General features: G+C 70.4%; 24 protein-coding genes. 16 read left to right on the top strand and 8 right to left on the bottom strand.

The window, feature by feature from the left end; translation table 11 throughout:
• Positions 1-153: 153 nt before the first annotated feature.
• The 4 genes from K4L06_RS07295 (at position 154) to K4L06_RS07310 (ending at position 4,886) form a co-directional block, all read left to right on the top strand.
• A complete protein-coding gene (locus K4L06_RS07295; RefSeq protein WP_221670770.1) occupies positions 154-1,602 on the top strand; it encodes an Hsp70 family protein in 1,449 nt (482 codons plus the stop codon).
• 83 nt (positions 1,603-1,685) lie between these two features.
• Positions 1,686-2,777 carry a hypothetical protein gene (locus K4L06_RS07300; RefSeq protein ID WP_221670771.1) on the top strand — a complete coding sequence of 364 codons (1,092 nt, stop codon included), beginning with the start codon at positions 1,686-1,688 and terminating at the stop codon, positions 2,775-2,777.
• Positions 2,774-3,412: a DUF938 domain-containing protein gene (locus K4L06_RS07305; protein WP_221670772.1), complete on the top strand. Its 639-nt coding sequence runs from the start codon at positions 2,774-2,776 to the stop codon at positions 3,410-3,412. The genes K4L06_RS07300 and K4L06_RS07305 overlap by 4 nt, the downstream gene beginning before the upstream one ends.
• An 88-nt stretch (positions 3,413-3,500) precedes the next feature.
• Entirely contained in the window at positions 3,501-4,886 is a 1,386-nt protein-coding gene (locus K4L06_RS07310; RefSeq protein WP_221670773.1) for a sialidase family protein, read from the top strand.
• Here the strand turns inward: K4L06_RS07310 and K4L06_RS07315 are convergent.
• Positions 4,796-5,398 (bottom strand): YiiX family permuted papain-like enzyme, encoded by a 603-nt coding sequence (locus K4L06_RS07315; protein WP_221670774.1) that lies wholly within the window; start codon positions 5,396-5,398, stop codon positions 4,796-4,798. The genes K4L06_RS07310 and K4L06_RS07315 overlap by 91 nt on opposite strands.
• A gap of 4 nt (positions 5,399-5,402) precedes the next feature.
• The gene (locus K4L06_RS07320) at positions 5,403-5,930 is read right to left on the bottom strand and encodes a GNAT family N-acetyltransferase (protein ID WP_221670775.1); all 528 of its coding nucleotides are present in this window, start codon (positions 5,928-5,930) and stop codon (positions 5,403-5,405) included.
• 153 nt (positions 5,931-6,083) lie between these two features.
• Between K4L06_RS07320 and K4L06_RS07325 the strand changes: the two genes are divergently transcribed.
• Positions 6,084-6,890, top strand: coding sequence for a nucleotidyltransferase domain-containing protein (locus tag K4L06_RS07325; protein WP_221673551.1), 807 nt, complete (start codon positions 6,084-6,086; stop codon positions 6,888-6,890).
• A gap of 355 nt (positions 6,891-7,245) precedes the next feature.
• Here K4L06_RS07325 and K4L06_RS07330 read toward each other — a convergent pair whose 3' ends face one another.
• Positions 7,246-7,872 carry a thymidine kinase gene (locus tag K4L06_RS07330; RefSeq protein WP_221670776.1) on the bottom strand — a complete coding sequence of 209 codons (627 nt, stop codon included), beginning with the start codon at positions 7,870-7,872 and terminating at the stop codon, positions 7,246-7,248.
• Between the two features lie 94 nt (positions 7,873-7,966).
• The gene (locus tag K4L06_RS07335; RefSeq protein ID WP_221670777.1) at positions 7,967-8,701 is read right to left on the bottom strand and encodes a hypothetical protein; all 735 of its coding nucleotides are present in this window, start codon (positions 8,699-8,701) and stop codon (positions 7,967-7,969) included.
• 222 nt (positions 8,702-8,923) lie between these two features.
• Between K4L06_RS07335 and K4L06_RS07340 the strand changes: the two genes are divergently transcribed.
• From K4L06_RS07340 to K4L06_RS07375, 8 genes are all read left to right on the top strand, one after another.
• Positions 8,924-10,906 (top strand): UvrD-helicase domain-containing protein, encoded by a 1,983-nt coding sequence (locus tag K4L06_RS07340; protein ID WP_221670778.1) that lies wholly within the window; start codon positions 8,924-8,926, stop codon positions 10,904-10,906.
• Positions 10,907-11,131: 225 nt separating this feature from the next.
• On the top strand, positions 11,132-11,965 hold the full coding sequence (locus tag K4L06_RS07345; protein ID WP_221670779.1) for a class I SAM-dependent methyltransferase: 834 nt from the start codon (positions 11,132-11,134) through the stop codon (positions 11,963-11,965).
• 65 nt (positions 11,966-12,030) lie between these two features.
• Positions 12,031-13,056 (top strand): DUF4272 domain-containing protein, encoded by a 1,026-nt coding sequence (locus K4L06_RS07350; RefSeq protein ID WP_221670780.1) that lies wholly within the window; start codon positions 12,031-12,033, stop codon positions 13,054-13,056.
• Between the two features lie 29 nt (positions 13,057-13,085).
• The gene (locus tag K4L06_RS07355; protein WP_221670781.1) at positions 13,086-13,592 is read left to right on the top strand and encodes a GNAT family N-acetyltransferase; all 507 of its coding nucleotides are present in this window, start codon (positions 13,086-13,088) and stop codon (positions 13,590-13,592) included.
• A 56-nt stretch (positions 13,593-13,648) separates the two neighbouring features.
• Entirely contained in the window at positions 13,649-14,179 is a 531-nt protein-coding gene (locus K4L06_RS07360; protein ID WP_221670782.1) for a hypothetical protein, read from the top strand.
• A 75-nt stretch (positions 14,180-14,254) separates the two neighbouring features.
• The gene (locus K4L06_RS07365; RefSeq protein WP_221670783.1) at positions 14,255-15,184 is read left to right on the top strand and encodes a 5'-nucleotidase, lipoprotein e(P4) family; all 930 of its coding nucleotides are present in this window, start codon (positions 14,255-14,257) and stop codon (positions 15,182-15,184) included.
• Between the two features lie 387 nt (positions 15,185-15,571).
• Complete coding sequence (locus K4L06_RS07370; RefSeq protein ID WP_221670784.1) at positions 15,572-16,018, top strand: DUF4265 domain-containing protein; 447 nt, start codon at positions 15,572-15,574, stop codon at positions 16,016-16,018.
• A 376-nt stretch (positions 16,019-16,394) separates the two neighbouring features.
• Positions 16,395-16,952: a hypothetical protein gene (locus tag K4L06_RS07375; RefSeq protein WP_221670785.1), complete on the top strand. Its 558-nt coding sequence runs from the start codon at positions 16,395-16,397 to the stop codon at positions 16,950-16,952.
• A 168-nt stretch (positions 16,953-17,120) separates the two neighbouring features.
• Here the strand turns inward: K4L06_RS07375 and K4L06_RS07380 are convergent, their stop codons facing one another.
• The 4 genes from K4L06_RS07380 to K4L06_RS07395 are packed head-to-tail and all read right to left on the bottom strand — an operon-like array spanning position 17,121 to position 21,804.
• The gene (locus K4L06_RS07380) at positions 17,121-18,149 is read right to left on the bottom strand and encodes a spore coat U domain-containing protein (RefSeq protein ID WP_221670786.1); all 1,029 of its coding nucleotides are present in this window, start codon (positions 18,147-18,149) and stop codon (positions 17,121-17,123) included.
• The gene (locus K4L06_RS07385) at positions 18,146-20,584 is read right to left on the bottom strand and encodes a fimbria/pilus outer membrane usher protein (RefSeq protein WP_221670787.1); all 2,439 of its coding nucleotides are present in this window, start codon (positions 20,582-20,584) and stop codon (positions 18,146-18,148) included. The genes K4L06_RS07380 and K4L06_RS07385 overlap by 4 nt, the downstream gene beginning before the upstream one ends.
• A complete protein-coding gene (locus K4L06_RS07390; RefSeq protein WP_221670788.1) occupies positions 20,535-21,290 on the bottom strand; it encodes a molecular chaperone in 756 nt (251 codons plus the stop codon). The genes K4L06_RS07385 and K4L06_RS07390 overlap by 50 nt, the downstream gene beginning before the upstream one ends.
• 10 nt (positions 21,291-21,300) lie before the next feature.
• Entirely contained in the window at positions 21,301-21,804 is a 504-nt protein-coding gene (locus K4L06_RS07395; RefSeq protein WP_221670789.1) for a spore coat U domain-containing protein, read from the bottom strand.
• Between the two features lie 322 nt (positions 21,805-22,126).
• Here K4L06_RS07395 and K4L06_RS07400 point away from each other — a divergent pair, with 322 nt between their 5' ends.
• From K4L06_RS07400 to K4L06_RS07410, 3 genes are all read left to right on the top strand, one after another.
• Positions 22,127-23,122: a hypothetical protein gene (locus K4L06_RS07400; protein ID WP_221670790.1), complete on the top strand. Its 996-nt coding sequence runs from the start codon at positions 22,127-22,129 to the stop codon at positions 23,120-23,122.
• 67 nt (positions 23,123-23,189) lie between these two features.
• On the top strand, positions 23,190-26,060 hold the full coding sequence (gene plsB, locus K4L06_RS07405) for a glycerol-3-phosphate 1-O-acyltransferase PlsB (RefSeq protein ID WP_255595013.1): 2,871 nt from the start codon (positions 23,190-23,192) through the stop codon (positions 26,058-26,060).
• A 109-nt stretch (positions 26,061-26,169) separates the two neighbouring features.
• On the top strand, positions 26,170-26,370 hold the full coding sequence (locus tag K4L06_RS07410; protein ID WP_221670791.1) for a hypothetical protein: 201 nt from the start codon (positions 26,170-26,172) through the stop codon (positions 26,368-26,370).
• Positions 26,371-26,418: the final 48 nt, after the last annotated feature.

Consider the following 26,418-nt stretch of genomic DNA (forward strand, 5'->3'; position numbering starts at 1 on the left):
ACATGGGCGCAGGCGGCGGAGGGGAGTCTCGTTGTACGAGACTGCGATCTCAGCGTGTGAGACGCCATAGGCTTTGCCGGCCATGCCTAAACGATTCAGGCCGCTGCGCCGCGCAACGGGTATCCTTGCGCGCCGCAAAACGCTCCAGTCCCAATGAAGATCGGCATCGATTTCGGCACCAGCTATTCCGCCGCCGCGGCGGTGATCGACGGCGCGGTGCGCACGGTCCGGTTCGGCGAGGAGCGCCAGTTCCGCACCACCGTGTATTTCCCCGAGGCGGTGCCCGACCCGAGCCGGTTCGAGCTGACCGATGCGCTCGAAGCCGAGGTCGACGCCCTGGTGCGCAGCGCCCGCGCCCAGCAGACCCGCGCCCTCAACGAGGCCCAGGCCCGGCGCGAGCACGCCGCGCGGCTGCCGGCCGAGCAGCGCGAGGCCGCGCTGGCGCTGATCCCGAGCCCGCTCCAGCGCAACGAGGCCGACCTGCGCCGCGACGCGATCCGCGCCGTGCGCCGGCAATGGCTGGAACAGCAGGTGCGCGAGGCGCGCGCCTCGGCGGCGACCCTGCAGAACGCGGTCTACGGCGAGGACGCGGTCGAGGCCTACCTCGCCGAGGGCTACGGCAACCTGGTGCAGTCGCCCAAATCGATGCTCGGCTACCAGTTGGCGCCGCACGTGCGCCAGACCATCGTCGGCATCGCCGGCTACATCCTCGAACACATCCGCCTCAGCGCCAGCCAGCAGCTCGGCGCCAACGTGCGCTCGGCGGTGCTGGGCCGGCCGGTGCAGTTCCGCAGCTCGATGGGCGCGGCCGGCGGCGACCAGGCCCTGGCGATCCTGACCGAGGCCGCGCAGGGCGCCGGCTTCGACCAGGTCGAATTCCTCGAAGAACCGGTGGCCGCGGCGCTGGGCTACCACGCCCAGAGCGCGCATCGCCATCGCACCCTGGTGGTCGACATCGGCGGCGGCACCACCGACGTGACCCTGGCCGAGGTCGGCGGCGAACGCGAGCCGGTGGTGCTCGGCTCCTGGGGCATCGCCCGCGGCGGCGTCGACGTCGACCTGTCGCTGAGCCTGTCGCGCTTCATGCCGCTGTTCGGCAAGGGCGCGACCCGGGTGCCGGCGCATCACTATGTCGAGGCCGCGACCGTGCACGACGTGGTGCGCCAGCGCGAGTTCCAGCGCCGCGACAGCTACCGCGAGGTCGAAGCCCCGTTCGGCCCGCGCCTGATCGCCCTGCAGCAGACCGGCAACACCACTCGCCTCAGCCGTGCGGTCGAAGCGACCAAGGTCCGGCTCAGCAGCGAGGCCGACAGCCGGGCCGAACTGGACTACATCGAAACCGGCCTGGGCCTGGCCTCCAGCGCCGTCGACCTGAGCCAGGCCGCCGAGCCCTTCCTCGGCTTCGTCGCCGAGCTGTTGGCCGAGGTCGCCCAGGAGATCGGCGAACCGCCGGCGACCGTATTCCTGACCGGCGGCATGTCGCGCGCCCCCTACGTCCGCGAAGCCGTGCGCCGCTGCTTCCCTGACGCGAAGCAGGTCGCCGGCGACCCGTCGCTGGGCGTGGTGTCGGGGCTGGCGTTCGCGGCCTTGCGCGCTGGTTGAAGCGGCCCATGCCGTGAACGGCGCACTCGGAAGCGCATGGCGCCTGTGGCAAGGTAACTGCATGACCTAGGCAGGAGGCCGGCATGGATGCGCGAACCGACGAGGCAAGCGGGCCCCCAGTGGCTCGATTGGCTTGGCTGTTGGATAGGTTCCGACAACATCCCAAAACCGGCGTTCTGTCCTTGGCGGTGGTATGGGGCGGCGCGATCGTTCTGCATCACTTCTATCGCATCGGCTATCTGCCGGTACTGGCGATGTCGGACCTGCTGGGCGTGGCGATGGCTTCGGCGGCGATCGGGCTGATATTGCTGGTGTCGGTCGCCGTGGCGATGATCGCGCCGGGTCTGATGTTGGTGTATTGGCGCCGGAGCGGGGTAGGGCCGCGGAATGCGGTGTTGCTGCGTGCCGATCAGGCGTTCAGATCACGCTGGAAGCATAGGGACTACGCTTGGCTGAGCGCCGCCGCAGCTGCGGTCGGATTGGCTGCGTATATCGCCATGTTGTATTACGACCGCGGCTATTTGCTGTTCGTATGCATGATCCCGCCCATGGTGGTGGCGATCATGCTCGAGACGCCGCTGCGTCATCGATTCGTCATAGCCCCTTCGCGCAGCCGCTGGGTCACTTTGTTCTTTCTGTCCTACTGCTACACGGTCGCCTGGGCGTTCACGCTGATGGTGGTCCTGCTGTGGCGAGAAGACGATGGCGATACTTTCCTCGCCAAGGCCGCCGGGCTCGCCATCGGCGCCGTGGTTCTGCATCTGGTGATGCTCCGCACAGCGGACATGCCGCGTTCCACCCGCGTGCTCATCCCCGCTATGCTGGTTTTGTACGTCCTGGTATTCACCAGTTCGCTGTCCACGGGCGCCAGCCGCATCGTCAACTTCTTCGGTCTGGGTCAGATCCCGCGCGTCGATATCGCATTGACAAAAAGCGGATGCGACACTGTCAACGCCGTCTGGTCGAAGCGTCCTTGCGTGGCGGTCGGCGGCAGAGATCCCAGCGCTTACCTGCTGGCGGATGTCGATCTCGTGACCCGGATCGGCCCGCACTACCTGGTCGGCGAACGCGGCACGGTCGCCGACCTGGAGAACCGTCGGCTGCTCCGCGTCGCCGTGCGCAGCGAGGACGTACTGGGCTGGGCCCGCGTCAGAGACGACAATCCTCCTCCATGAAACCCCATTCTCCCGCCTGCGAGCGCAACCGCGAGCCGATCCTGGCGGTGCTGCGCGAGCGCTTCGCCGACCGCCGCGAGGTGCTGGAGATCGGCAGCGGCACCGGTCAGCACGCGGTGCATTTCGCCGCGGCGATGCCGTGGCTGCGCTGGCAGTGCTCGGATCGCGCCGAACATTTGCCCGGAATCCGCATGTGGCTGGACGAGGCGGGGCTGGCGAACACGCCGGCGCCGATCGCACTGGCGGCGGTGGCCGGGTCGGCGACCGGGCTGGTGCCGATGCCGTCGCTGCCGCCGGCTGCGGATGGACGTGGGCCGGGTTTCGATGCGGTATTCAGCGCCAATACCCTGCACATCATGGGCTGGCCGCAGGTCGAGGCGCTGTTCGCCGGGTTGGCGAATGTACTGGCGGAGCAGGCCACGCTGGTGGTCTACGGGCCGTTCAACTACCAAGGGCGCTACACCAGCGACAGCAATCGCGAGTTCGACGCCTGGCTGAAGGCGCGCGATCCGGCCTCGGGGCTGCGCGATGCCGAGGCGGTCGATGCCTTGGCCGCCGGCCACGGCCTGAGCCTGATCGCCGACCTGGCCATGCCGGCCAACAACCGCTGCCGGGTCTGGCGCCGCGGCGGCTGAGCCCGCGGCGAAATGCCGCGCGGCGGCGTTGACGGCGGCCGGCCGGCGCGCCGCACAATGCGGCGTCCTCGTTGCGGGTCCTGAGCCGATGCTTCCGTCTTCGATCCGTCGCCCGATCCGTTGCTGGTTGCCGGCCCTGGCCGCGTTGTTCGTCGCCGCCTGCGGTGCGCCCCAGGCGCCGCCGGCCACCGACGCTGCGGCGGCGAACCCCACGCCGGCGGCACCCGCCGCAGCGCCGTGGCAGGTCGAAGACTGGCCCTTGCCGGTCGACGGCGGCGCCCAGCCGGACCTGATCGCCACCCCCGACGGCGGCCTGTTGCTGTCGTGGATCGAGTCGCGCGACGGCCTGCATGCCTTGAAGTTCGCCCAGGCCGGCGCCGACGGGCGCTGGCGCGGCGCGCCGCGGGCGATCGCGCAGGGCCACGACTGGTTCGTGAACTGGGCCGACACGCCGCACCTGGCGGTGTCGGCCGACGGCGCGCTATGGGCGCATTGGCTGCGCAAGTCCGGCGACGCGCCCTATGCCTACGACGTGGTGCTGGTGCGCTCGGCCGACGGCGGCGCGCACTGGTCGGCGCCGTTGGCGGTCAACGACGACGGCACTCCGACCGAGCACGGCTTCGTCTCGCTGTGGGCCGAGGGCGCCGATGCGATGCGGGTGGCCTGGCTGGACGGCCGCGCCAGCGGCAAGGGCCAAGGCCATGGCGAACACGCCGGCCACGGCGGCGCGATGACCCTGCGCAGCGCGCGCTTCGGCGCCGATCTGCAGCGTTCCGGCGAGGCCGTGCTGGATACCCGCACCTGCGACTGCTGCCAGACCGACGCGGTCGCGACCGCGCGCGGCGCCTTGCTGGTCTACCGCGATCGCGGCGAACAGGAGGTGCGCGACATCGCCGCCGCCCGCCTGATCGACGGCGCCTGGACGCCGCCGCAGCCGGTGCACGCCGACGGCTGGGTCATGCCCGGTTGCCCGGTCAACGGACCGGCGGTCGCGGCCCAGGGCGAGCGGGCGCTGGTGGCCTGGTACACCGGCGCCGGCGAGGCGCCGTCGCTGCGCATCGCCACCAGCGCCGATGCCGGCGGACGCTTCGGCGCGCCGTTGACCCTGGATCGCGGCGAGGCGGTGCAGGGCCGGGTCGATCTGGCCCTGGACGCGGACCAGGCCTGGGTGTTGTGGATGCGCGAGGACCGCGGCGGCCAGAGCCTGCAGTTGGCGCGGCTGGCGCCGGACCTGAGCCAGGAACGCCAACGCCTGGCGCTGGCCCAGGTGCGCGGCCGCGGGCGCGGCACCGGTTTCCCGCAACTGGCCCTGGCCGGCGGCGCGGCCTACGCGGTCTGGACCGACCTGGTCGACGGCCGGCCGCGGCTGCGCGGGGCCAGGGTTCAGCCCGAGGCGACGGTGCGCAGCAAGGGCGAATCGAACATCGCCGCCGGCGCGATCACCGGTTCGTCCAGCGGCACGCGTTCGCCGTAGCGCTCGCGCAGCTTGGCCTTCACCGCCGGGTCGTCGAGGCGGAAGCTGCGCAGCGGCCGGGTCTGGCCGATGCGCAGGCCGAGCGCGCGCTGGTACAGCTTCCAGGCCAGCTCGCTGCAGTAGATGCGCCGGTCCGACCATTCGAAGGCGAGGTCGTAGCGGCGGCCGACGAACCGCGCCGCCTGCGCGTGCAGCCGCGCCTGCTGGGCCGCGTCCGGCGGCGTGCGCAGGCGCTTGAGCACGTAGTGGCCGCGTTCGCCGCGCGCGATCCAGGCCGCCAGCGGGGTGTAGGACACCGGGTCGATCGCTTCGAACACGTAGGGCCGGCCGTCGCGATGCAGGATCACGCCCAGGTGGCTGTAGCGCGAGCCGGTGGCGCGCTGGATCGCCTGGCTTTGCGAGGAGCGCGAGACCTGGAAGATCAGGTCGCCGTCGCGCACCGCCAGCGGCTGCGCCTGCGCCGCGCAGGCGGCCAGCAGCAGGCCGAGCAGAGCGGGCCAGGCGCGGCGCATGCGCTCAGCCCGCGGCCGGCGCCGTGGCGAACAGGCGCACGTCGTGGCTTTCGCCGTTCATGCGCAGGCTGCCTTCGGCGCACAGCCCCAGCCGCTCCAGCACCCGGATCGAAGCGGCGTTGGCCGGATGCACGATCGCCAGCACCCGCGGCAGCGCCAGCACCTCGCGCGCGTAGCGCAGCACCGCGGCGCCGGCCTCCTGGGCGTAGCCGCGCGCGCGATGCTGCGGCAGGTAGGCGTAGCCGATGTCCGGATCGGGCAGGGTGTCGCGGCGCAGCAGGCCGCACATCCCGATCGGCTCGCCGCTGTCGCGCAGCTCGACCCGCCACAGGCCGAAACCGTTGCGGGCGTAGCTGGCCGTCGGGCCGTCGGCGATATAGCGCGCGGCGCTGTCCAGGTCGCGCACGCCGCGGTCGCCGATGTTCTGCAGGAAGGCCGGGTCGGTGACCAGTTCGAGGATGAAAGGCGCGTCGGCGGGCACCAGTTCGCGCAGCAGCAGGCGTTCGGTCTGGATCGGCAGGGCGGACGGCATCGGCGGCATCGGGCGAGCGGGCGGGAGTGAGGACGCGGGCAACGATACGACAGTGGCGCGGGTCGGTGTGGCGACGATGAAGTCGGCGCCGCCGCGCGGCTAGACTGGACGGCCGTCCGCCTCCGCTCGCCGCGCATGACCGTCCTGTCCGCCCTGCCCGAACTGCATCCCATCGCCGAAGACAAGCGCCGCGCGGTGCTCGACGCCCTGGCCGAGATCGAACGCGAGCACGCGGTGCGGATCGTCTACGCCTGCGAATCGGGCAGCCGCGGCTGGGGCTTTTCCTCGGCCGACAGCGACTACGACGCGCGCTTCGTCTATGTCCACGAGCGCGACTGGTATTTGACCGTCAACGAGCTGACCGGCCCGAACCAGCCGCAGCGCGACGTGATCGAGCTGCCGATCGAGCACGACCTAGACGTCAGCGGCTGGGACCTGCGCAAGGCCCTGCGCCTGCTGTCCAAGTCCAACCCGACCCTGCTGGAGTGGGTGCGCTCGCCGGTGGTGTACCGCGAGGATCCGGCGCTGAGCCCGGGCCTGCGCCGGCTGGCCGAGACGTTCTACTCGCCGGTCGCGGCCTGGCACCACTACCTGAGCCTGGCCCTGGGCACCTACCGCGGCCACCTCGGCGGCGAGGCGATCCGGACCAAGAAGTACCTGTACGTGCTGCGCCCGGTGCTGGCCTGCCAGTGGATCGAGCGCGAGCGCACGCCGCCGCCGATGGCGTTCGAAGACCTGATGGCGCGGCTGCTGCCGGACGGCCCGGTGCGCGAGGCCGTCGACGCCTTGCTCGAACGCAAGCGCCGCAGCGCCGAAACCGAGGCCGGGCCGCGGATCGCCGCGATTAGCGATTTCCTGGAAGCCGAGCTGACGCGGATGCAGGCCGCACCGCCGGCGCTGTCCGCCGGCAATGGGCGGCAGGAGACGCTGGACGCGTATTTCCGCTCGGCCTTGGGCTGAGCGGGGAGAGCGGGAACAGCGCAGAGCAAATCCCCCGGCGCCGCCGGAACGCGGGCATCCGAACAACGCAGGCGCCAGCCCCCTTTTTCAAAGGGGGCCGGTTTTCGAAGGGGGCCAGCTTTCAAAGGGGGCCAGTTTTCAAAGAGGGCCAGTTGAAAGCGGGAGCGAATTCGCGCGAGCCTGCGTCAGGCCAGCGCCGCCGGCAGCATTCCCCCCTTTGAAAAAGGGTGAGAGCGTGCGCTTGCGAACCGCAGGTTCGCGCACGATCGAACGCCAGCAGGCTATGCCTGCTGGCCGGACGGGCTAGGGGGGGCTTTTGCTTCGCCTCCGTCACCCAACGACGCCGGCACGCTCCTCAGTTCGACAACGGCAACGGCTGCTGCAGCGGCTCGATCGTGCCCTCGCCGCGCATCACCTTCTTGTACTCGGCGCGCGAAACCGAGATGTAGCGGTCGTTGCCGCCGATCTCGACCTGCGGCCCGTCCTGCACCGCGCGGCCGCCGGCGTCGACGCGCACGTTCATGGTCGCCTTCTTGCCGGAATGGCAGATGGTCTTGATCTCGCTGATCTCGTCGGCCCAGGCCAGCAGGTACTGGCTGCCTTCGAACAGCTCGCCGCGGAAATCGGTGCGCAGGCCGTAGCACAGCACCGGAATGCGCAGCGCATCGACCACCTCGCTGAGCTGCCAGACCTGGGCCCGGCTCAGGAACTGGGCCTCGTCGACCAGCACGCAATGCAGCGCGCCACGCGCGGCGATGTCGGCGCGGATCAGCGCTTCCAGGTCCTGGTCGCGATCGAAGGCTTCGCCGTCGGCGCGCAGGCCGATCCGCGAGGCCACGGTGCCGCGCCCGGCGCGGTCGTCCAGGTGCGGGGTCAGGATCGCCACGCGCATGCCGCGCTCGCGGTAGTTGTGCGCCGACTGCAGCAAGGTCGTGGTCTTGCCGGCGTTCATCGCCGAATAATAGAAATAGAGCTTGGCCATGCGTGCAGTGTAGGCCGCGCGCGCGCCGCGCCACAGACTTGACGGCGCGCGCGGCGGACGTCGAACCGGCGCGGCCGGTCCGACGCCGATGGGTTCAGTTCGAACGCGGTGCGTTCTGCGCCGGGCCGACCTCGACGTTGCCGTCGCGCCAGACCACGTCCTCGGCGGCCCAGTAACGGGCGCTGTCGAAGCGCCAGTCGTGGTACATCGCGGTCAGGTCGGTGGCGCCGGGCTCGAACAGCCGGGCCGGGCCCGGGGTGAACACCTGCAGCCGGCCGACGTCGCCGGTGCGGCTGCCGGTGATCTCGCGCTTGGAGCGCGACAGTGCCTGCTCGAAGCGCGGCTTGGCGACGCGGTCGCCGTATTGGTCGTACAGCGCCTGGCCCTCGCGCAGGGCGCGTTCGCGCTCGGCCTCGTCCAGCTCCTGCCACATCTTCTCGCGCAGGATCGCGAACTGCGGGTACTGGCGCTCGGCGGCCAGATCGGCCCAGGCGTAGGCCAGGGCCCGGTCCTGGCTCGCGCCCAGGCCGTACCAGTACATCAGGCTCAGGCGGTGCTGCGAGTACTTGTCGGCGTAGCGCGCGGCACGGCGGAAATGGCGGAAGGCGTCGTCCCAGTCGCCCTGCGCGGCGGCCTGGCTGCCGTACAGGCGCCACAGCTCGTTGGGATGGGTCTTGGCCATCCGGCTGCGCTGGTCGAAATGTTCGCGCTGCATGCGGTCGCTGTCGGCGCCGACCGCGGCGGCGGCCGCGGCGTCGTCCGGCGCGGCCAGGACGGGGGCGGCGAGTGCGCCGCCGAGGGCGATGACGAGTACGAGCAGGCGTTTCATGCCGGGTTCTCCTCGGTGGGGCGGCAGGCCCCGCGGCCCCGCCCATACGCCGCACCATACGCCGCGCCGGGGCCGGCGGGAATCGCATCGATCGCGGTTTCGCCCGGTTTCGTCCCGCGGCGGCGGGCGCCCGCCCGTTCATCCGCGGGCGCAGCCGGCCGGCCGCGCCGGTCGGCTAAACTGCCGCGCCCGGGCCGGCTCCCCGCCGGCGACGAAGACCGCATGCAAGGCCTCAATCCCCCCCAGCGCGCCGCCGTCCTGCACACCGATGGCCCTCTGCTCGTGCTCGCCGGCGCGGGCAGCGGCAAGACCCGCGTGATCGTCGAGAAGATCGCCCACCTGATCGCCAGCGGCCGGATGCCGGCCAAGCGCATCGCCGCGATCACCTTCACCAACAAGTCGGCCAAGGAAATGCGCGAGCGCGTGGCCAAGCGCATCCGCGGCGACGGCGCCGACGGCCTGACCATCTGCACCTTCCACGCCCTGGGCCTGAAGTTCCTGCAGTTCGAACACGCCCGGGCCGGCCTGCGGCGCGGCTTCAGCGTGTTCGACAGCGACGACAGCGCGGCCCAGGTCAAGGACCTGATGCCGGCCGGGACCAAGCCCGACGTGCTCGAGGACATGCGCAACCTGATCTCGCGGGCCAAGAACGCCGGCCTGTCGCCGGGCGAGGCGATGGCCGCTTCGCGCACCCCGCGCGAGATCGAGGCGGCGGTGCTGTACGAGCGCTACCAGTCGCGCCTGACCACCTTCAACGCGGTCGACTTCGACGACCTGATCCGGCTGCCGGTGGAACTGCTGGAAACCCACGCCGACCTGCAGCTGGCCTGGCGCGAGCGCATCGGCTACCTGCTGGTCGACGAATGCCAGGACACCAACGACGCCCAGTACCGCCTGCTCAAGGCGCTGTCCGGACCGACCGGACTGTTTACCTGCGTGGGAGACGACGACCAGTCGATCTACGCCTGGCGCGGCGCCAACCCCGACAACCTGCTCGAGCTGGGCAAGGACTATCCCAGCCTGCAGATCATCAAGCTGGAACAGAACTACCGCTGCAGCAACCGGGTGCTGCGCGCGGCCAACGCGCTGATCGCCAACAACCCGCACGAACACCCCAAGACCCTGTGGAGCGACCAGGCCGACGGCGAGCGGATCAAGGTCTGGGAATGCCGCGACAGCGCCCACGAGGCGGAGAAGGTCGCCGCCGAGATCCACTTCCTGGCGCAGAAGCACGAAGCGCCGTGGAGCGACTTCTGCATCCTGTTCCGCGGCAACCACCAGAGCCGCGCGCTGGAAAAGGCGTTGCAGCTGCTGCGCGTGTCCTACCACCTCAGCGGCGGCACCGCGTTCCTGGAGCGCGGCGAAGTCAAGGACGCGCTGTCGTGGCTGCGCCTGATCGCCAACCCCGACGACGACACCGCCTTCCTGCGCGCGGTGACCTCGCCCAAGCGCGAGATCGGCGCCACCACCCTGGCCAAGCTGGCCGAGATGGCCCAGCACGCGCATCTGCCGATGTCGCGCATGGCCGAGTCGATCCACGCGATCAAGCAGCTGACCCCGCGCGCCGGCACCGCCCTGGACGGCTTCGTCCAGATCGTGCGCTACCTGCGCGACCAGGCGCAGAAGATCAGCCCGGCCGAACTGGTCGGCGTGCTGGCCGAGCGCAGCGGCCTGCTGTCGGCGATGCGCGCGCAGTGCAAGGACGAGGCCAGCTTCCAGCGGCGCAAGGAGAACCTGGAGGAACTGTCGGGCTGGTTCGACGGCGGCCGCGGCTCCGGCCCGGGCGAACTGGCGGCGCAGCTGGCGCTGCTGTCGCACGCCGACAAGGGCGAGGCCGGCAACCAGGTGCGGCTGATGAGCCTGCACGCGGCCAAGGGCCTGGAGTTCCGCTTCGTGTTCATCGTCGGCGTCGAGGACGGCAACCTGCCGCACGACGCCAGCCTCGACGAAGGCCGCCTGGACGAGGAACGCCGGCTGATGTACGTGGGCATCACCCGGGCCAAGGAAGTGCTGTACCTGTCGCATTCGCGCGAGACCCAGCGCTGGGGCGAGCGGATCCGGCTCAAGCCCAGCCGCTTCATCGACGAGCTGCCGGCGGAAGAACTGCAACGCGACGGCGCCGACCCGGTCGCCGACGCGGCGCGCAAGCGCGAGCGCTCGATGGCCGGGTTCGCGGCGATCAAGGCCTTGCTGGAAGAGGGGTGAAGCGGCGCGACGATCGCGCGGCGCTGCGCAAGCGGGGCGTTCGGCGAAGGTGTGAAGCAGTACCAGTTCCAGGCTGCGCTGCGTTCTGCCTTCGCTCGCGCCGCCCCGGTATTGCCTCTTCCCCCATGACGAGGGTAGCTTCGTCAATCTGATTGAGGGTGCAGGATGAACGCGTATTCGGTTTTGCGTCGATTAAGACGCCGTTTTACCACTGCTGAGCAAAGCGTGGGTACTTCCGCCGAGGTTGCGCTGCACGAGCCGGTGCCGGAACCCATACCGGAGCCAGCGCCGGAGCCGGAACCCGTTGCGGCTCCGCCTGCGGTGCCCAAGATCCTGGTCAGCCAGGGACTGTGTCCGACTTGCGGCCAGGAGGCGGTGTTCTCGGCGACCCACGAATGGTTGCGCGACAGCTACCTGTGCGAAAGCTGCGGCAGCATTCCGCGCGAACGCGCCTTGATGCATGTGATCGAGACCCTGTATCCGCAGTGGCGCGAGATGCGCATCCACGAATCGTCTCCCGCCGGTCGCGGCGCGAGCCTGAAGCTGCAGACCGAATGCAAGGACTACGTTCCGAGCCAGTTCTTTCCCGGCGTCGCGTCGGGCGAACTGGTCGACGGGGTGCGCTGCGAAAACATGGAGCGACTCACTTTCGCCGACGAAAGCTTCGACCTGCACATCTCGCAGGACGTGATGGAGCACGTGTTCGATCCGGCCGGCGCGTTCGCCGAGATCGCCCGCACCCTGCGTCCCGGCGGCGCGCATGTCTTCACCGTTCCGCTGGTCCATCGTCAGCATCCGTCCGCGCGCCGCGCGCGCATGGGCGAGGACGGCGTCATCGAGCATCTGCACGAGCCGCAGTACCACGGCAACCCGGTCAGCGAGGACGGCGCCTTGGTCACCGTGGACTGGGGCTACGACATCTGCCGTTACATCCACGCGGCCTCGGGTCTGTACACCCATATGTTCCTGATCGACGATCTCAGCCGCGGCATTCGCGCCGATCTCAACGAAGTGCTGGTGACGGTGAAGCCCGGGCACGGGCAGGCCGACCGCATCTGATCGCGACAATGCGCCCCTAGCCCCGCATTCCGGCCGAACCGCCCCAACCGACCGAGCGCCGAGCCATGACCCTGCTGATCAATGCCTATTCCACCCTCGCTGCGCCGCCTGCGCCGGAGTTCGCGCGCGCGCCGGCCAACCGGCGCGACCGCAGCGATCCGGAGCTGGTGCCGCATCTGCAGGGCTTCGTCGGCTACGTGCTGGGCACGGTCGAGCAGGGCATGGACGCGCGCACCTTCGCGGTGATCCGGCACCTGCAGCGGGTCCAGACCCATTACAGCTTCGAGGTCGAGGACGACGCCTTCGACGCGCTGACCGCCTGGGGCCAGGCCGCCAACGCGATCTGCTTCCTGCCCGACGGCAGCGTGCGCGACGCCGCCGGCAACGTCCTGGTCAGCCGCGGCGAACCGCCGGTGGAGACCGACGCGACCCTGCCGTATCCGGCCGACGCGCGTGCGCGCAAGGCGCGCAGCGAGCAGGCCCTGCACGCGCTCGGCGCGCCGCCGCCGGCGCACCTGCCGCCGGTGCTCGGCGAGGGCGAAGTGCGCCTGCGCGGCGACGACGAAGCCGCGCGGCGCATGCTGGCCCTGTGCGCGGTCGCGGTGCGCGCCGAGTCGCTGCATACGCAGCCGCTGTCGACGCAGGAGATCGCGGCCAAGCTCGGCCCCGGCGTGGCCGCGCTGACTCCGGTCGAGCGCGCCTTCATCGATCAGGCCTCGCCGGACCAGGAGACCTGGGCCGACCAGGGCTGGCGCTACGAAAGCGCCGCCCTGCTGCAATGGGCGCTGGGCCTGCGCGACACCCTGCCGGAACCGACCGAAACCTGCGACGCCGCCGACGTCGCGCGCGTGGCCATCGACCACGCCGACGAGGCGCGCATCGCCCAGGCCCGGCTGCGCCCGGTCGCCGAACTGCTCGACGCCCTCGACGCGATCTACCGCCGCCATTGGCTGGTGCGCCAGGCCCGCCTGGACGAGGCCGAGCCGCCGATCGGCCTGCACCCCAGCGTGGTCTACGAACGCCACTACGCGCTCAACTGGCTGCTGCGCTTCGACGAGCAGGACTGGGACGAGGTGGGGACGCCGACTTGAAGCTTCCAGCTTTCGAGCATAGTGCCGCCATGACCGCCCTCACCGTCCGCGACGCCACCGCCGCCGATCATCCGGCCATCCTCGCCCTCAATCTTGAGTCGGTGGATCTGATGAGCCCGATGGACGCGCAGCGCCTGCGCGAATTGGACCGCGAGGCGGCCTACCACCGGGCGGTCTGCGACGGCGACGAGGTGGTCGGGTTCCTGCTCGCGCTGCGCGAAGGCGCCGCCTACGACAGCCCCAACTACCTGTGGTTCGGCGAGCGCTATCCGGCGTTCCTGTACGTCGACCGGATCGCGGTCGCGGCCAGCCACCGCGGGCGCCGGCTGGGCGGCCTGCTCTACGACGATCTGTTCGGTTTCGCCCGCGACGGCGGCTTCGAGCGCATCGCCTGCGAGTTCTACATCGTGCCGTTCAACCAAGCGTCCAGCCGCTTCCACGCCCGCTACGGTTTCGCCGAGGTCGGCACGCAGTGGGTCGCGGAAGGACGCAAGCAAGTTTCGCTGCAGATCGCGCCGGTCGCGGCCGACGCCTGACGCGCGCGGCTTGCGACGCACACGCCGGCATCGGCCGGTCCACGGAAGGAACGAAGATGAGCAAGCTCTCCGCGCTGGCGGCCCTCGGCCTGGCGCTGTGCTGCGCCGCCGCGCCGCTCGCGGCCGCCGAGGCCGAGCTCGGCACGGCGCCGGCCGATCGGCATCCCGGCTACCCCTGTCTGGTCAACCTGCTGCAGCAACTGCTCGATGCCGATGGCCCGGGCGGCGCCAGCACTTTCCATATCGGCCGGGTGCTCGAACACCCCGATCAGGACCACGACGGGGTGCGGGTGTACTGGCCGCGCTCGCAGGCGATCGTGCTGGTCCAGCTCGACCGCGGCGGCTGCGCCGATCCGCACCAGCGCTACGACGAGCTCGCCCTGGGCTGGTACCGGAGCAAGGCGCGGATCGACCTGCGCCGCGACGTGGTCGCCGACGAGGCTTCGATGAGCGGCAGCAGCTACCTGGTATCGCGGCCCTGGGTCGAGGCGGTGATCGGCGACGCGCGCGAACGCGGCACCGCGCTGACCTTGCGCCGCGCCTCGTGGCGCGCGCGCCGGGCCGCCGCCGCCGCGGCGCCATACTGAGGCGCGGCCGGCCGCGCTCGACACGGTTTTGCGCCCCGGCCTACACTCGGCCGTTTTCTCCGGGACCTCTTGCGCATGAACCTCCGCGCCCTGCCATTCGCCGTCCTCGCCGCCGCGCTGGCGCTGGCCGCCTGCAAGCCCCAGCCCGGCGCCCCCGCGGCGCAGGATGCGCAGCCGCAGCCCGCGCCGGCCGCTCCCGCCGCCGCGCCGGCGGCCAAGCCCGCTGCCGGCCAGGCCGACGACAACCTCAACGCCGTGCTGTGGATGCAGCGCGCGGTCGAGTACCGCGCCAGCACCGAGACCATCTATCGCGCTGCCGCCGACAAGCTCGACCAGGCGCTGAAGCAGCCGAACTGGGACGCGCTGGTGCCCGACGAGCGCGGCAACGCCGCCAAGGGCCTGAAGCCGGCGGTGATCATGGACGTCGACGAGACCGTGCTCGACAACTCGCCCTACCAGGCGCGCCTGGTGCGCGACGGCAAGGAGTACGACGAGGCGACCTGGGACGCCTGGGTCGCGGAAAAGAAAGCCAAGCCGCTGCCGGGCGTGGTCGATTTCGCCAAGGCCGCGCAGGCCAAGGGCGTCACCATCCTGTACCTGTCCAACCGCGCCGTGCACCTCAAGGACGCGACCCTGGCCAACCTGCGCAGTGCCGGCCTGCCGGTCGCCGACGACCAGGTCTTCCTCGGCCTGGGCACGGTGGTCGAGGGCTGCGAGCAGAACGGCAGCGAGAAGAACTGCCGCCGCCTGCTGGCCGGCCGCCAGTACCGCGTGCTGATGCAGTTCGGCGATCAGCTCGGCGACTTCGTCCAGGTGGTGGCGAACACGCCGGAAGGCCGCGACGCGCTGCTGCAGCAGCATCACGACTGGTTCGGCGAACGCTGGTGGATGCTGCCCAACCCGAGCTACGGCTCGTGGGAGGCGATGACCTTCAACAACGACTACAGCCAGCCACGCGAGGCCCGCCGCGCGGCCAAGCGCGCCGCGCTGGACGTGGCGCCCTGAGCGATCTCAGCCGGAAAGGCGACATTCGATTCAACAAAATCAATTACTTGAAGGATGTTTCTTCAGGTGTTGCATTAACTTCAGGCCGGCGCTAGGCTGCACCCATCCCGGTGCGAGCCGGGGCCATGCCACAACTCGACATCTGCCGGCGCAAGCCGGTTTTGCAAGGAGGCCTCGCGCCTCCTTTTTCTTTGGCCGCGCCGGTTCCGGCGGGAAACCCTCTTCGCGCTTCTCACGCACGCGCATAGCCCCAGTTGCGACGGGCTTGAGCGAGGGGCGTTTGATTCAGGGCCATCGGCTTGCCGGGCGACCAGCCTTGTGTCGAACGACTGTCCTGCCGCTTGGGCCGGTGCGAAGATCAACCGGAAGCTGCGAGGGCGGAACACCATGAATTCGGCGTCGGATCCGGTAAAGATCCATTTCAAGCTGGAGCAGGATGAAGAAGGCTACCCTCCGGTTGACTGGGAGAGTCTGTGGGCCACTCCAGCTGGAGAAGCGCTCTACATACTCGATAACACGCCGTTCTATGCCCGGGGCGTAAGTTCCGGCGATACGGTTACTGCGGTCGTCGTGAACGGTCGCCTTGAATTTACAAAGTTGGCCGGACCGGGTGGCCACTCCACGATCCGTGTCGTTGCATTCGATGAACACGTCGTTCCCGCGTTGCGCGCGTCGCTGAAGCGGCTCGGCTGTTCCTCGGAGGTGTCGAATCTCCCCGCCTTCCTTGCGATCGATGTGCCGCCAGTAGTCGACTATGCGCGCGTCATGGAGCTGATCGAGTCATACGCTGCGTCTGGCTCAATCGACTATGAAGAGTCTTCGATCCAGCACTGAAAAAGACATTCTGCGATTGCGGAGATTTCATCGAGAAGCTGCGCGCGGAGTCTTTCTTGCGCGAACGAAGTTGATCGACGATTGGCCGGAGTCCTGGGAGCAACCGCTATCTCCGGCTCTCCGGATATCGCTATGGCTTACTCATGTCATTCTCTTCCAAACAATGTATGCGCCACGTGGAGCGTACATTGGCATGTCAAAGATCTCTTGCTTCGATTTTCCTGGTTTTCGCAGTGACCCAAGGCAATGATCGCAATCCACCGATAGCGGGTGCCTGGATCCAGAACAGTCGCAACGACTGAACTTCATGGGCGCGCTCTGGAATTCAGAATGAAGATAAAGTCCGCATGGATTTTGATCCTAAGCGATGAAGAGTATGGAAGACCAGGGCGATAGATTGAACCGGCTTCGAGAGCGGCGCGCGCATGCACAGGCGCTGCGTGATCAGGAGCGGCTCCGCGAAACCTATGGCGAACGGCTTGTTGCGGCGGTCGCGGCGGCTACCGGGAGAGTGCTGTCGCTCGATGACTTCGACAGGGGTGTCGAGGAGCCTTTGCCTTTCTGCTGGCCCAAGGACATCGTAGATGCAATCGGCCTTGTGGCGCCTTATATAAGCCGATTCGAGGCGAATGAGCTTCTATCGTGCGTCCGGGGCCGATTGGGAACCCTGAGCGGTAGCCTGGGTTTCCACGAGAAGCCCTATCTCGGAATTGCAAGGCTGGATGGGACGGATCCGGGTAGCCTGCTGCTGGTGGCGGAATCTACCGAGGATTCAGTGGTCTTTTATTCCGACGATCCCACTGGAGTGATTATGGTCGACTGCTATCCCAGTCAGTCAGGTGGGCCATTCAGCATTGTCGTGCAAGGCGAGAGGCTTGTTCGTGAGTTGACCGATTGCTTACCCGCTAACTCGCACAAGATTGCCAGCCGCTAGCACGGTCTGAATTGATGCGCTTGCACGTGAGGACTGGTTGCTGGCTCAAGACTAAGGGGCGCTATCGCTCAGCTGCGACACCTGTGGCGGTGTATTTCGATCCGGCACTCAGTCTGAAAGGACCCTGGTCGTGGCCAAGACCAGATCTACTCGCGATGACGACGCGCGCTAATACGTCACCAACACCGTGATCGTGTCGCTGTAGCTGCCGACCGTGGCGGTCTGCGGCGCGACGCGGCCGTACACGGTCAGCGATTGGCTGGCGCCGCTGCCGGTGCCGCTGAGGGTGTCGTTGTTGAGGGTATTGCCCCAGCGTTGGCTGCGGCTGCCGTCGCGGTACAGCTCGTAGGGCACGAACTGGCCGCTGCCGTTGGCCATGCGGCGGATGTTGCCGCTGGCGTGCAGGCCGTTGTCGAGGCCGATCTGCCACGGCGTGCGGCCGGTGCAGACCAGGCCGATGCTGGTGGTCTGGTCGATGTTGCCGGTGATGAAGCCGGGGGTGTTGCCGAAGCCCAGCGTCGGCACCGGCTTGGGCGTCAGGGTGCAGGCGTTGGGCACCGAGCCGTTGACGGTGAAGGGGAAGCTGCTGGACGTCCCGGGGCTGCCGCCGGATGTGCAGGAGGCAGGCATGGTTCCAGAGCCGATGATGGTCGGCTCGTCGTAACGGAATTCGATCTTGGTGTCGGCGGCGGCGGTAAAGCGGTTGAGGTAGGTGCCGGCGTTGAGCCCGCTTTGCGCCGGAATGCGGCCGTATAGCGTCGCGGTGAGGGTTTGGCTGCCGCCCAGCGCCAGCACCGAGTAGCTGAACTGTAGCGGCAGAAAATTGGGCACCGTGGCGTTGCCGCGCGCGCCCCAGATCGCGCTGCGTCCTGCATCGGTGTACAACTGCATCTGCATCGGGTCGTTGAACCCGTTGATCAGCCGCCGCGGATTAAGCGTGCCGCCGCCGTCGGTGCCACTGAAAACGCTCACGCACATGTTGACCTTGGCGGTGCCCAGCACGGCCAAACCGAAGGTCGAGCACGTGACGCTCAAGTTCGCGGTGGCATCGACGATGCCGCCGTTGGTCGGGGCGAAGTTGAGATCGGTCATGGTCGCGGAGCAGGTGGTGGCCGCGCGCGCCGCCGGCGCGTCCAACAACAGCCATAGCAACGCGAGTGCCGCGAGTGCGGTGCGCACGGACGCGTATGCGTTCATCGCGGCGTCTCCGCAGCGCAGGTCACCGGCCCGATCCGGGCGATGCCGTCGCCGCCGGCGTGTTCGTAACGTGCATGTCCGGAGCGCGCATGTTCGAAGCGCGCTTCGCAAACGCGGCCGTCCGGCGCGGTCGCGCGCAGGCGGTTGTGGTCCTGCAACGCTTCCAGATAGGTCTCGCCGTCGTAGCCGACCCAGGCGTCCTCGCCGTGTTCGCTGCGCACCCGGCTGCCCGGTGCCAGCGGCCGGCCGGCGGCGTCGTGCAGCACCACCACCGCGGCGCGGATCGGGGTCAGGCCGAAGCGCACCACGGTGCCGGAGCGGTCGCGCGGGGTGGCCTGGGCCTCGACCCGATCGACCCGCATCTGCGCCGGCAGCGCCATCGCATCGATGCCGAGGCGGTTGCGTTGCCAGGCGTTGAGCGGGGTCACCAGCAGCATGCCGTCGGCGTCGGTATGGCCGATCGGGCGGTTCTCCAGCAGCACCGGCACGCCGGCGACGCCGTCGGTGGAGACCACCGCGAAGGCGTCGTTGACCGAGCGCGCGGCGAAGGCGTGTCCGCCCATCCACACCAACGCGCCGCTGCCGCTGGCGTAGGCGTAGTCCTGGTCGGCGACGCGGGCCAGGCCCAGGCCGAAGCGGCCGACCGAGTTCAACCAGCCCAGTTCGGCCAGCCCGCCTTCGGCGCCGTCGCCGCCGCGCGCCTGCAGGCGCCAGCCGAAGCCGCCGTCGCCCGGTACCGGTTGCGAAAGGTCCAGCACCGCCTGGTCGCGGCCGCGATCGCGTTGCAGCGAGGCGGCCAGGCGGGTGCGTTCGCCCAGGTCCAGGCTGAGGCCGAGGTAGGCGCTGCGGTCGGCGGCCAGGTCCAGGTTCTGGTTGTAGCTCAGGCTGAGGTGGGCGCGGCCGGCGAAGCTGCGGCTCCAGTGCAGGCCGGCGTAGCGCGCCGGCGCTTGCCGGCGGCCGGCGTCGTCGCGGTAGGCCAGGCGTACGTAGTTCAGGCCGAAGCTGCCCAGGTCGGCGTCGTTCCAGCTCAGCAGCGCGCGTTCGCTGACCCGCGCCGGGCCGAGGCCGTAGCGCGAGGCCAGGTCGCGGTAGCCGCGTTCGGCGCGGCGGCTGTCGAGCGAAAAATTGAGGCGGCCGTTGCCCCAGTTGTAGGCCGCCGCGTACTGCCAGCCGCTGCGTTCCCAGGGCCGTTCGTTGCGCGCGTCGCGGCCGTGCGCGAGCGAGCCGCTGAGCACGCCGGCGCGGCCGAGCAGGGCGACCGCGCCGAACCCGGCGTTGGCGATGCCGTCGCCGCCTTCGCCGTGCGCCTCCACGGTCAGCCGGTCGCTGAGGCCGTAGCGCAGCTCGGCGCTGGCCAGCGCCGAGTCGCCGTAGGAGAACGACTTCAGCGCGTAGTCCTCGCGCGCCAGGCCCAGGCTCAGCGACCAGTCCGACAGGCCGCGCGCGAGCAGTTGCTGCGCGGCGTAGAACGGGAAGTCGAGTTGGCGGGTGCGGCCGAAAGCGTCGGTGATGACGATCTGGGCGCTGCCGGCGCCGCTGATGCCGGGCACGGTGGCGAGCTGGAACGGGCCCGGCGGCAGTTCGCCGCTGTACTGGCGCAGGCCGTTGACGTACAGGTCCACCGCCGAGGGCAGCGCGACTTCGCCGGCGAAGGTCGGCAGCGGGGTGGTGATGCGGTAGGGCTGCAGGCCGAAGTCGCGGCCCAGGCGCAGGCCGCCCAGGCGCAGCGGCCGGGTCCAGTCGAGCCGGCCGCTGACCACGTCGCCGACGCTGAGGCTGAGCATCGATTCCGGCGCCGACCAGCGCCAAGTGCTGTCCAGGCGCACCGAGTCGGTGCGGCGCGGCGCGCCGTCGTTGCGGTAGTGGCGGGTCGCCGCGGTCTGGCTGAACACCCCGGGGCCGAGGCCGAACGCGCGCAGTTCGGCGTAGGCGGTGACGTTGTCGTTGCGCCGCTCGCGGCTGGCGTAGAGGTCGTAATTGAGCAGCAGCCCGGGCGAGGCGCTGGCCTCGGGCACATCCAGGCCGGGCTGGTTGAGCCGGGTGGTGGCCAGCGACAGTTGCGACAGCGGCGCGTCGATCGCGACCCGCTGCAGGGCGGCGTCGTAGCGCACGGCCACGCCCGGCACGGCGTCCACGGCCAGCACCTCGGCCGGATCGTGTCCGGCCAGGACGAAGCCGAGCCCGCGCAGGGTGGCGACGCTGGCGTGGAGCCGACCGGCGCGCAGTTCGAACGGTTGCGGCGCCTGGTACGGCCCCTGGTTGAGGCTGACTTCCAGGTACAGCGGCAGGCTCGCGGCCTGGGCGTCGCCGGCGCGGGCCAGCAGCGGAGGCGGCTCCGCCGCGTACGTCGGCAAGAACGCCGCGAGCAGGCCGGCCGCCATGGCGTCAGCGAGCCGGCGGATCCAGCGCCAGGGCCTGCTCGGTGGCTTCGCCATTGATCCTCGCCTTGAGAGTGCCGGCGCCGCGCAGCAGCGCCGCCGGAGCGGTCAACGGCCAGCGCATGCGCTGGCCGGGCAGGACATAGCCGAGCAGTCCGGGCGCGACCGGGTGGCGCTGGCCGCGTTCGTCGACGAAGGCCAGGTCGGCCAGCTGCGCGTGCCGGTCGCCGCGGTTGCGCACCTCCAGGCTGGCGCGGTCGCCGTCGAAGCTCAGTGCCGCGCCCAACTGCGGCGCGGCCGGCGGGTCGCCGGCGGCGGCCAGGAACACCGGCACCGAGTAGCGCAGGACGAACTGCAGGCCGGGCTTGCGGGCGCCGTCCGCCGGCGGCAACTCGTCGACGATCAGGCGATAGCTTTCCTCGGCCGGCGGCGGCGGGCCGAGCCGGATCACCCGCACCAACTGGCGCGCGCCGGGCGCGAGTTCGAGCATCGGCGGGCTCGCCGCCAGCGCGCGGCTGGGTTCGAAGCGCTCGCCGGCCTCGTCCTGGATCCAGCGGAACACCCGCACCTGGGCCTGCAGCGGGTGTTCGCCGCCGTTGATCAGCCACAGCCCGTCGGCCTGGCGGCGCGCGCTCAGGGTCAGGGTGGTCGGGGTCAGCTGCAATCCGCCGGCGCCCGCGGCCGGAGCGGCCAGGGCGACGGCCGCGCACAGCAGCGCGGCGGTCAGGCGGCGGACGGCGGTGGCGGGCCGGCGGCCGGGCATCGGCGCCCGGTCAGTAGGTGATCGTGGCGGTCACCACGTCGCTGTAAGTCGCAGCGGGAAAGTTGGCGCTGGGGGTCCTCCCATAGACCGGCAGGTTCTGCGCCGCGCCGGTGCCGGAACCGGCCAGGACGTTGCCGCCGACGCCGGTGGTGCTGCCCCAGACGTCGCCGGACCCGCGCGCGCCGGCGCGGTAGAGCTGGTAGGGCACCTCGGTGGTGCCGTCGCTCATCTTGCGGCTGTTGACGTCGCTGCCGTTCTGGCCGTTGTCCAGGGCGATGGTGTAGGCGGTGCCCGGGGTGCAGGTGACGACCAGCTGGCCCTGCGCGTCGACGTTGGTCGCGGTCGAGGCGACGCTGCCGAAGTTGACGTCGGTTGGCGCGGTGGCGCTGATCGTGCAGCTGCTGGTGATGGTGATGGTGACGTCGAAAGTGGTGCTGTCGTCGGCGGCCAGGGCGGGCGCGGCGGCGGCGAGCAGAGCGAAAGCGGCGACGGAGCGGAGCGATGCGGAACGCATGGATCGGTTCTCCTTGCGCAGAGCGCTATGGACGCGCCGGCGAGGCTACCGGCTAACTGGCTACAACGGAAAAACCCGCCAGAGCGGGCAACATAGCGATCCCGCGGCGGACGAAAGCGTCAGCCGGTCACGCGCGCCGTTCGCGCGCAGGCCGGGTGGGTGAAATGTGATTTCCGTCACGAATTTGCGTTGTGGCCGTTTGCGCAAAAAGGCGGCACGGCGCGCCGACCCGTGTGCTTCGGCCTAGTCGTGACGGCGGCCGGCTTGTGTCGCTACCGGCCCGCGGCCAAGATGCCGGTCCGCGACTGGGGAGCCGCACCCGATGTCCATCGTCCGACGCGCCTGCGCCGCGCTGCTGTCGACCGCCGTGCTGTCGACCGGCGTGCTGTCGACCGGTGTGCTGTTGATCGGCGTGCTGGCGGCGGCCGGCTGCGGCCGCGCGCCGCCGCCGCCCGAGCCGGTCGCGACCCAGCCGGTGCAGGCGGTGACCCAACTGGTCGCCGACCTGCGCCGCAACGACCTGGAGGCTTATGCCCGCCACGCCGTGCCGGCGCCGCTGCATGCGCGCCTGGAAACGGCGTGGAGCGAGGGCCGCACGGTCTGGCCGCTGACCGAGCTGCCGCTGGACGACCGCTTTCCCAGCTTCATCGCCGCGCTGGCCGCGCCGGACGCCGAGCGCACCCTGGTGGCGACCTACCGGCGCCAGTTCGCCGGCGCCGATGCCGAGCTGCGCTCGGCGGCCAAGACCCTGGGCCTGTTCGCGGCCCAGTACGTGCGCAGCGAACCCGGCTACAGCGAGACCGAGCGCGACCACCATGCCCAGCTGATCGTCGCGTTCAGCGCCTGGGCCCAGACCGCGCCGCTGGGCGATTCCAAGCGCGCCCGTGCGGCCATCCCGCAGCTGGTCGCGGCCGCGCGCGCGACCGGCCTGGCCGCGCCGGACGCCTTCGCCCATGCCGGCATGGACCGCAGCCTGCGCCGGCTGGGGCCGTTCGTGGAGCGGCTCAAGCAGGTGTTGACCGGATACGGCCTGGACCTGGACGCCGCCCTGGGCAGCGTCCAGGCCAGCCTGGCCGAGCAGACCGGCGACACCGCGCGGGTGCGGATCCGCTACCGGCTCGCCGGCGAGGCGGTCGACGCCTACGTGCTGGTCGAGCGCCGCGACGGCCGCTGGTACCTCAGCGATCTGCTGCGCCATGCCGAGGCCGAGGCCGATGCGCCGGCCAAACCGCCGGCCGCAGCGGCCGCCGGCGTGCGCGCCGGCAAGGCCGCGGCAGCCGTCGCGGGGCCGGCCACGGCACCGGCCCAGGCGCGCTGAGCGCCGCCGTGCGGGCCGGCCGCGCCGCCGCAGCGGGTCAGGCGCGCGCCGAAGCCGAATAGGCATAATGATTCGGATGCCGAAACAAACGCCCCTGCCGTTCCCCCACGCCCAACCGAACGACCCGGACGCGCCCGCTCGTCCCGCCGAGGCCGGCGACGCCGCCGAGGCGCAGGCCGCGACCGCGCCGAACGCCGACGGGCTCGGGCTAGACGAATCCACCGTGCCCGCGCCTGCTTCGATCGAGCCCGCTCCGGTCGAGCTCGCAACGACGGGGCCTGCAACGACCGACTCCGTTGCCGCCGAGCCCGCGCCGGCCGAGCCGGTCGCGCGCGCCGAGGCCGCCGCCGAGCCGCCGCCGGCCCAGCCCGAGCTGCCGATGACCGCCCCGGCCGGCGCCGCGCGCGCGGCCGTGCCGGCGACGCCGCGGCCGTGGTGGGCGCGCCTGCTCGGCAAGCTGATGGCGCCCTGGGTGTCGGTCAGCATCGAACCCAAGGACCCGGCCGAGCACATCGCCGAGGAATGGGACGGCCGCCCGGTCTGCTACGTGCTGGAAGACTACGGCCTGTCCAATGCCCTGATCCTGGAGCGCGCTTGCCTGGAGGCCGGCCTGCCCTCGCCGCTGCAGCCGCTGCCGGGCGATCCGCTCGGCCGCAAGCGCGCCTATGTCGCCCTGTCGCGCCGCCACGCCGGCACCCTGGCCCCGTCCGGCCCGCCTTCGGCCAAGACCCATTCCGGCTCGCTGGCGCGCCTGCTGCAGGCGCACCGCGCCGACCCGGCGCTGGACGTGCAGTTGGTGCCGGTGTCGATCTTCGTCGGCCGCGCCCCGGACCGCAGCAGCGGCTGGTTCTCGGTGCTGTTCTCGGAAAACTGGACCCTGGTCGGCCGCTTCCGCCGGCTGCTGGCGATCGCCCTCAACGGCCGCCACACCATGGTCCGCTTCGCCCCGCCGGTGTCGCTGCGCGGCATCGTCGCCGAGGGCCTGGAGCCCGAGCGCACCGTGCGCAAGCTCTCGCGCGTGCTGCGCACCCACTTCCGCCGCATCCGCGCGGCGGTGATCGGCCCCGACCTGTCGACCCGGCGCATGCTGATCGACCGCGTGCTCGCCGCCGACCCGGTCAAGGACGCGATCAACGACCAGGCCAAGCGCGACAACAGCAGCAACGCCGACGCGTGGAAAAAGGCCCATGCGATGGCCTACGAGATCGCCGCCGACTACTCGCATCCGGCGGTGCGCTCGGCCAGCTTCCTGCTGACCCCGGTGTGGAACCGGATCTACCGCGGCGTGCTGGTGCACCACCTGGACAAGCTCAAGCAGGCCGCGCCCGGCTACGAAGTGGTCTACGTGCCCAGCCACCGCAGCCATCTCGATTACCTGCTGCTGAGCTATCTGCTCTACACCAAGGGCATCGTGCCGCCGCACATCGCCGCCGGGGTCAACCTCAACCTGCCGGTGGTCGGCACCATCCTGCGCAAGGGCGGCGCGTTCTTCCTGCGCCGCAGCATCCGCGGCAGCGCGCTGTATTCGGCGGTGTTCTCCGAATACGTGGCGCAACTGGTCGCCGGCGGCTACTCGATCGAGTACTTCATCGAAGGCGGACGTTCGCGCACCGGCCGGCTGCTGCCGCCGAAGGGCGGCATGCTGGTGATGACGGTGCGCGGCTTCCTGCGTCAGCCGACCCGGCCGGTGCTGTTCCAGCCGGTCTACATCGGCTACGAGAAGCTGATGGAGGGCAACAGCTACCTCGACGAGCTGTCCGGCAAGCCGAAGGAAAAGGAATCGATCTGGCAGCTGCTGTGGGGCATTCCCAAGGTGCTGCGCTCCAACTACGGCCAGGTGGTGGTGAACTTCGGCGAGCCGATCCGGCTCAACGACCTGCTCGCCGAGCACGCGCCGCAGTGGACCGGCCAGCCGATCGGCGAAGACGACAAGCCGGCCTGGCTGTCCGACACCGTCGACGCCCTGGCCGAGCGGATCCAGGTCAACGTCAACCGCGCCGCCGACGTCAACCCGATCAACCTGCTCGCGCTGGCGCTGCTGTCCACGCCCAAGCACGCGATGGGCGAGGCCGACCTGCTGGCGCAGATCGCGCTGAGCAAGACCTTGCTGGCCGAGCTGCCGTACTCCGACCGGGTCACCGTGACCCCGCACACGCCGCAGGAAATCGTCGCCCACGGCGAGGAGATCGGCGTGCTCGAGCGCGTCGCCCATCCGCTCGGCGACGTGCTCGGCGTCGACGGCGAAGACAAGGCGGTGCTGCTGAGCTACTTCCGCAACAACGTCCTGCACCTGTTCACCGCGGCCTCGTGGATCGCCTGCTGCTTCCAGCACAACCGGCGCATGAGCCTGGCCGGCGTGCTGCGCCTGGGCCGCAGCGTGTACCCGTTCCTGCAGGCCGAGCTGTTCCTGCCCTGGACCGAGGAGCAGTGGTCGCAGCGGCTGGTGCGCACGGTCGAGGTGTTCGTGCGCGAGGGCCTGCTGGAGCGGGTCAGCGACGACGACGGCGGCATCCTGGCCCGCAACGCCGGCCAGACCGACGAGGTGTTCCGCCTGCGCGCGATCGGCCACTCGCTGCAACAGGCTTTCGAGCGCTACTACATCGCCATTTCGGTGCTGGTGAAGAACGGCCCCGGCACGCTCTCGGCGTCCGAGCTGGAAAGCCTGTGCCAGCTCGCCGCGCAGCGCCTGTCGCTGCTGTACGCGCCGGCGGCGCCGGAATTCTTCGACAAGACCCTGTTCCGCGGCTTCATCCAGAAGCTGCGCGAGCTCAAGCTGGTGTGGCCGGACAGCCAGGCCAAGCTGGCCTTCGACCAGCGCCTGGACGCCTGGGCCAAGGACGCCAAGGTCATCCTCGGCCGCGAACTGCGCCACACGATCGAGAAGATCAGCCCGGAGATGGCGGCCAAGCCGCAGACGCCTTCGACCGTGGGCGAGTGAGTCCTTCCGCTAGGTCACACTGATCCGGCATTGCACGCTCGTTGATCGCGAGCACGCGTCTGCGCAGAATCGGTGCTTCTGCGTCGGCAGGCGCGCGCATGGGGACGATATGTTCAAGACTTCGCTGCTGGCGGCCGGCGCGCTCGCCCTGGGCTTCGCCACCGACGCCCAGGCCGTCGCCAAGGATATCGACGGCTATCGGTCCGACCGTGTCGCGCTCGCCTCGCAGAGAGGCGTATTCGTCTCGCGCGACGAAGGCGGTTCGACGCCGTTGCGGTTCCGCTTCAGCCTGTTGCCGCTGAAGGGCTGAGTCCGGCGCCGGGCTCGGGCGACATCCCCGGCCGATTCGAGCGACGCC

Source organism: Lysobacter sp. BMK333-48F3, assembly GCF_019733395.1.
GTDB lineage: Bacteria > Pseudomonadota > Gammaproteobacteria > Xanthomonadales > Xanthomonadaceae > Lysobacter.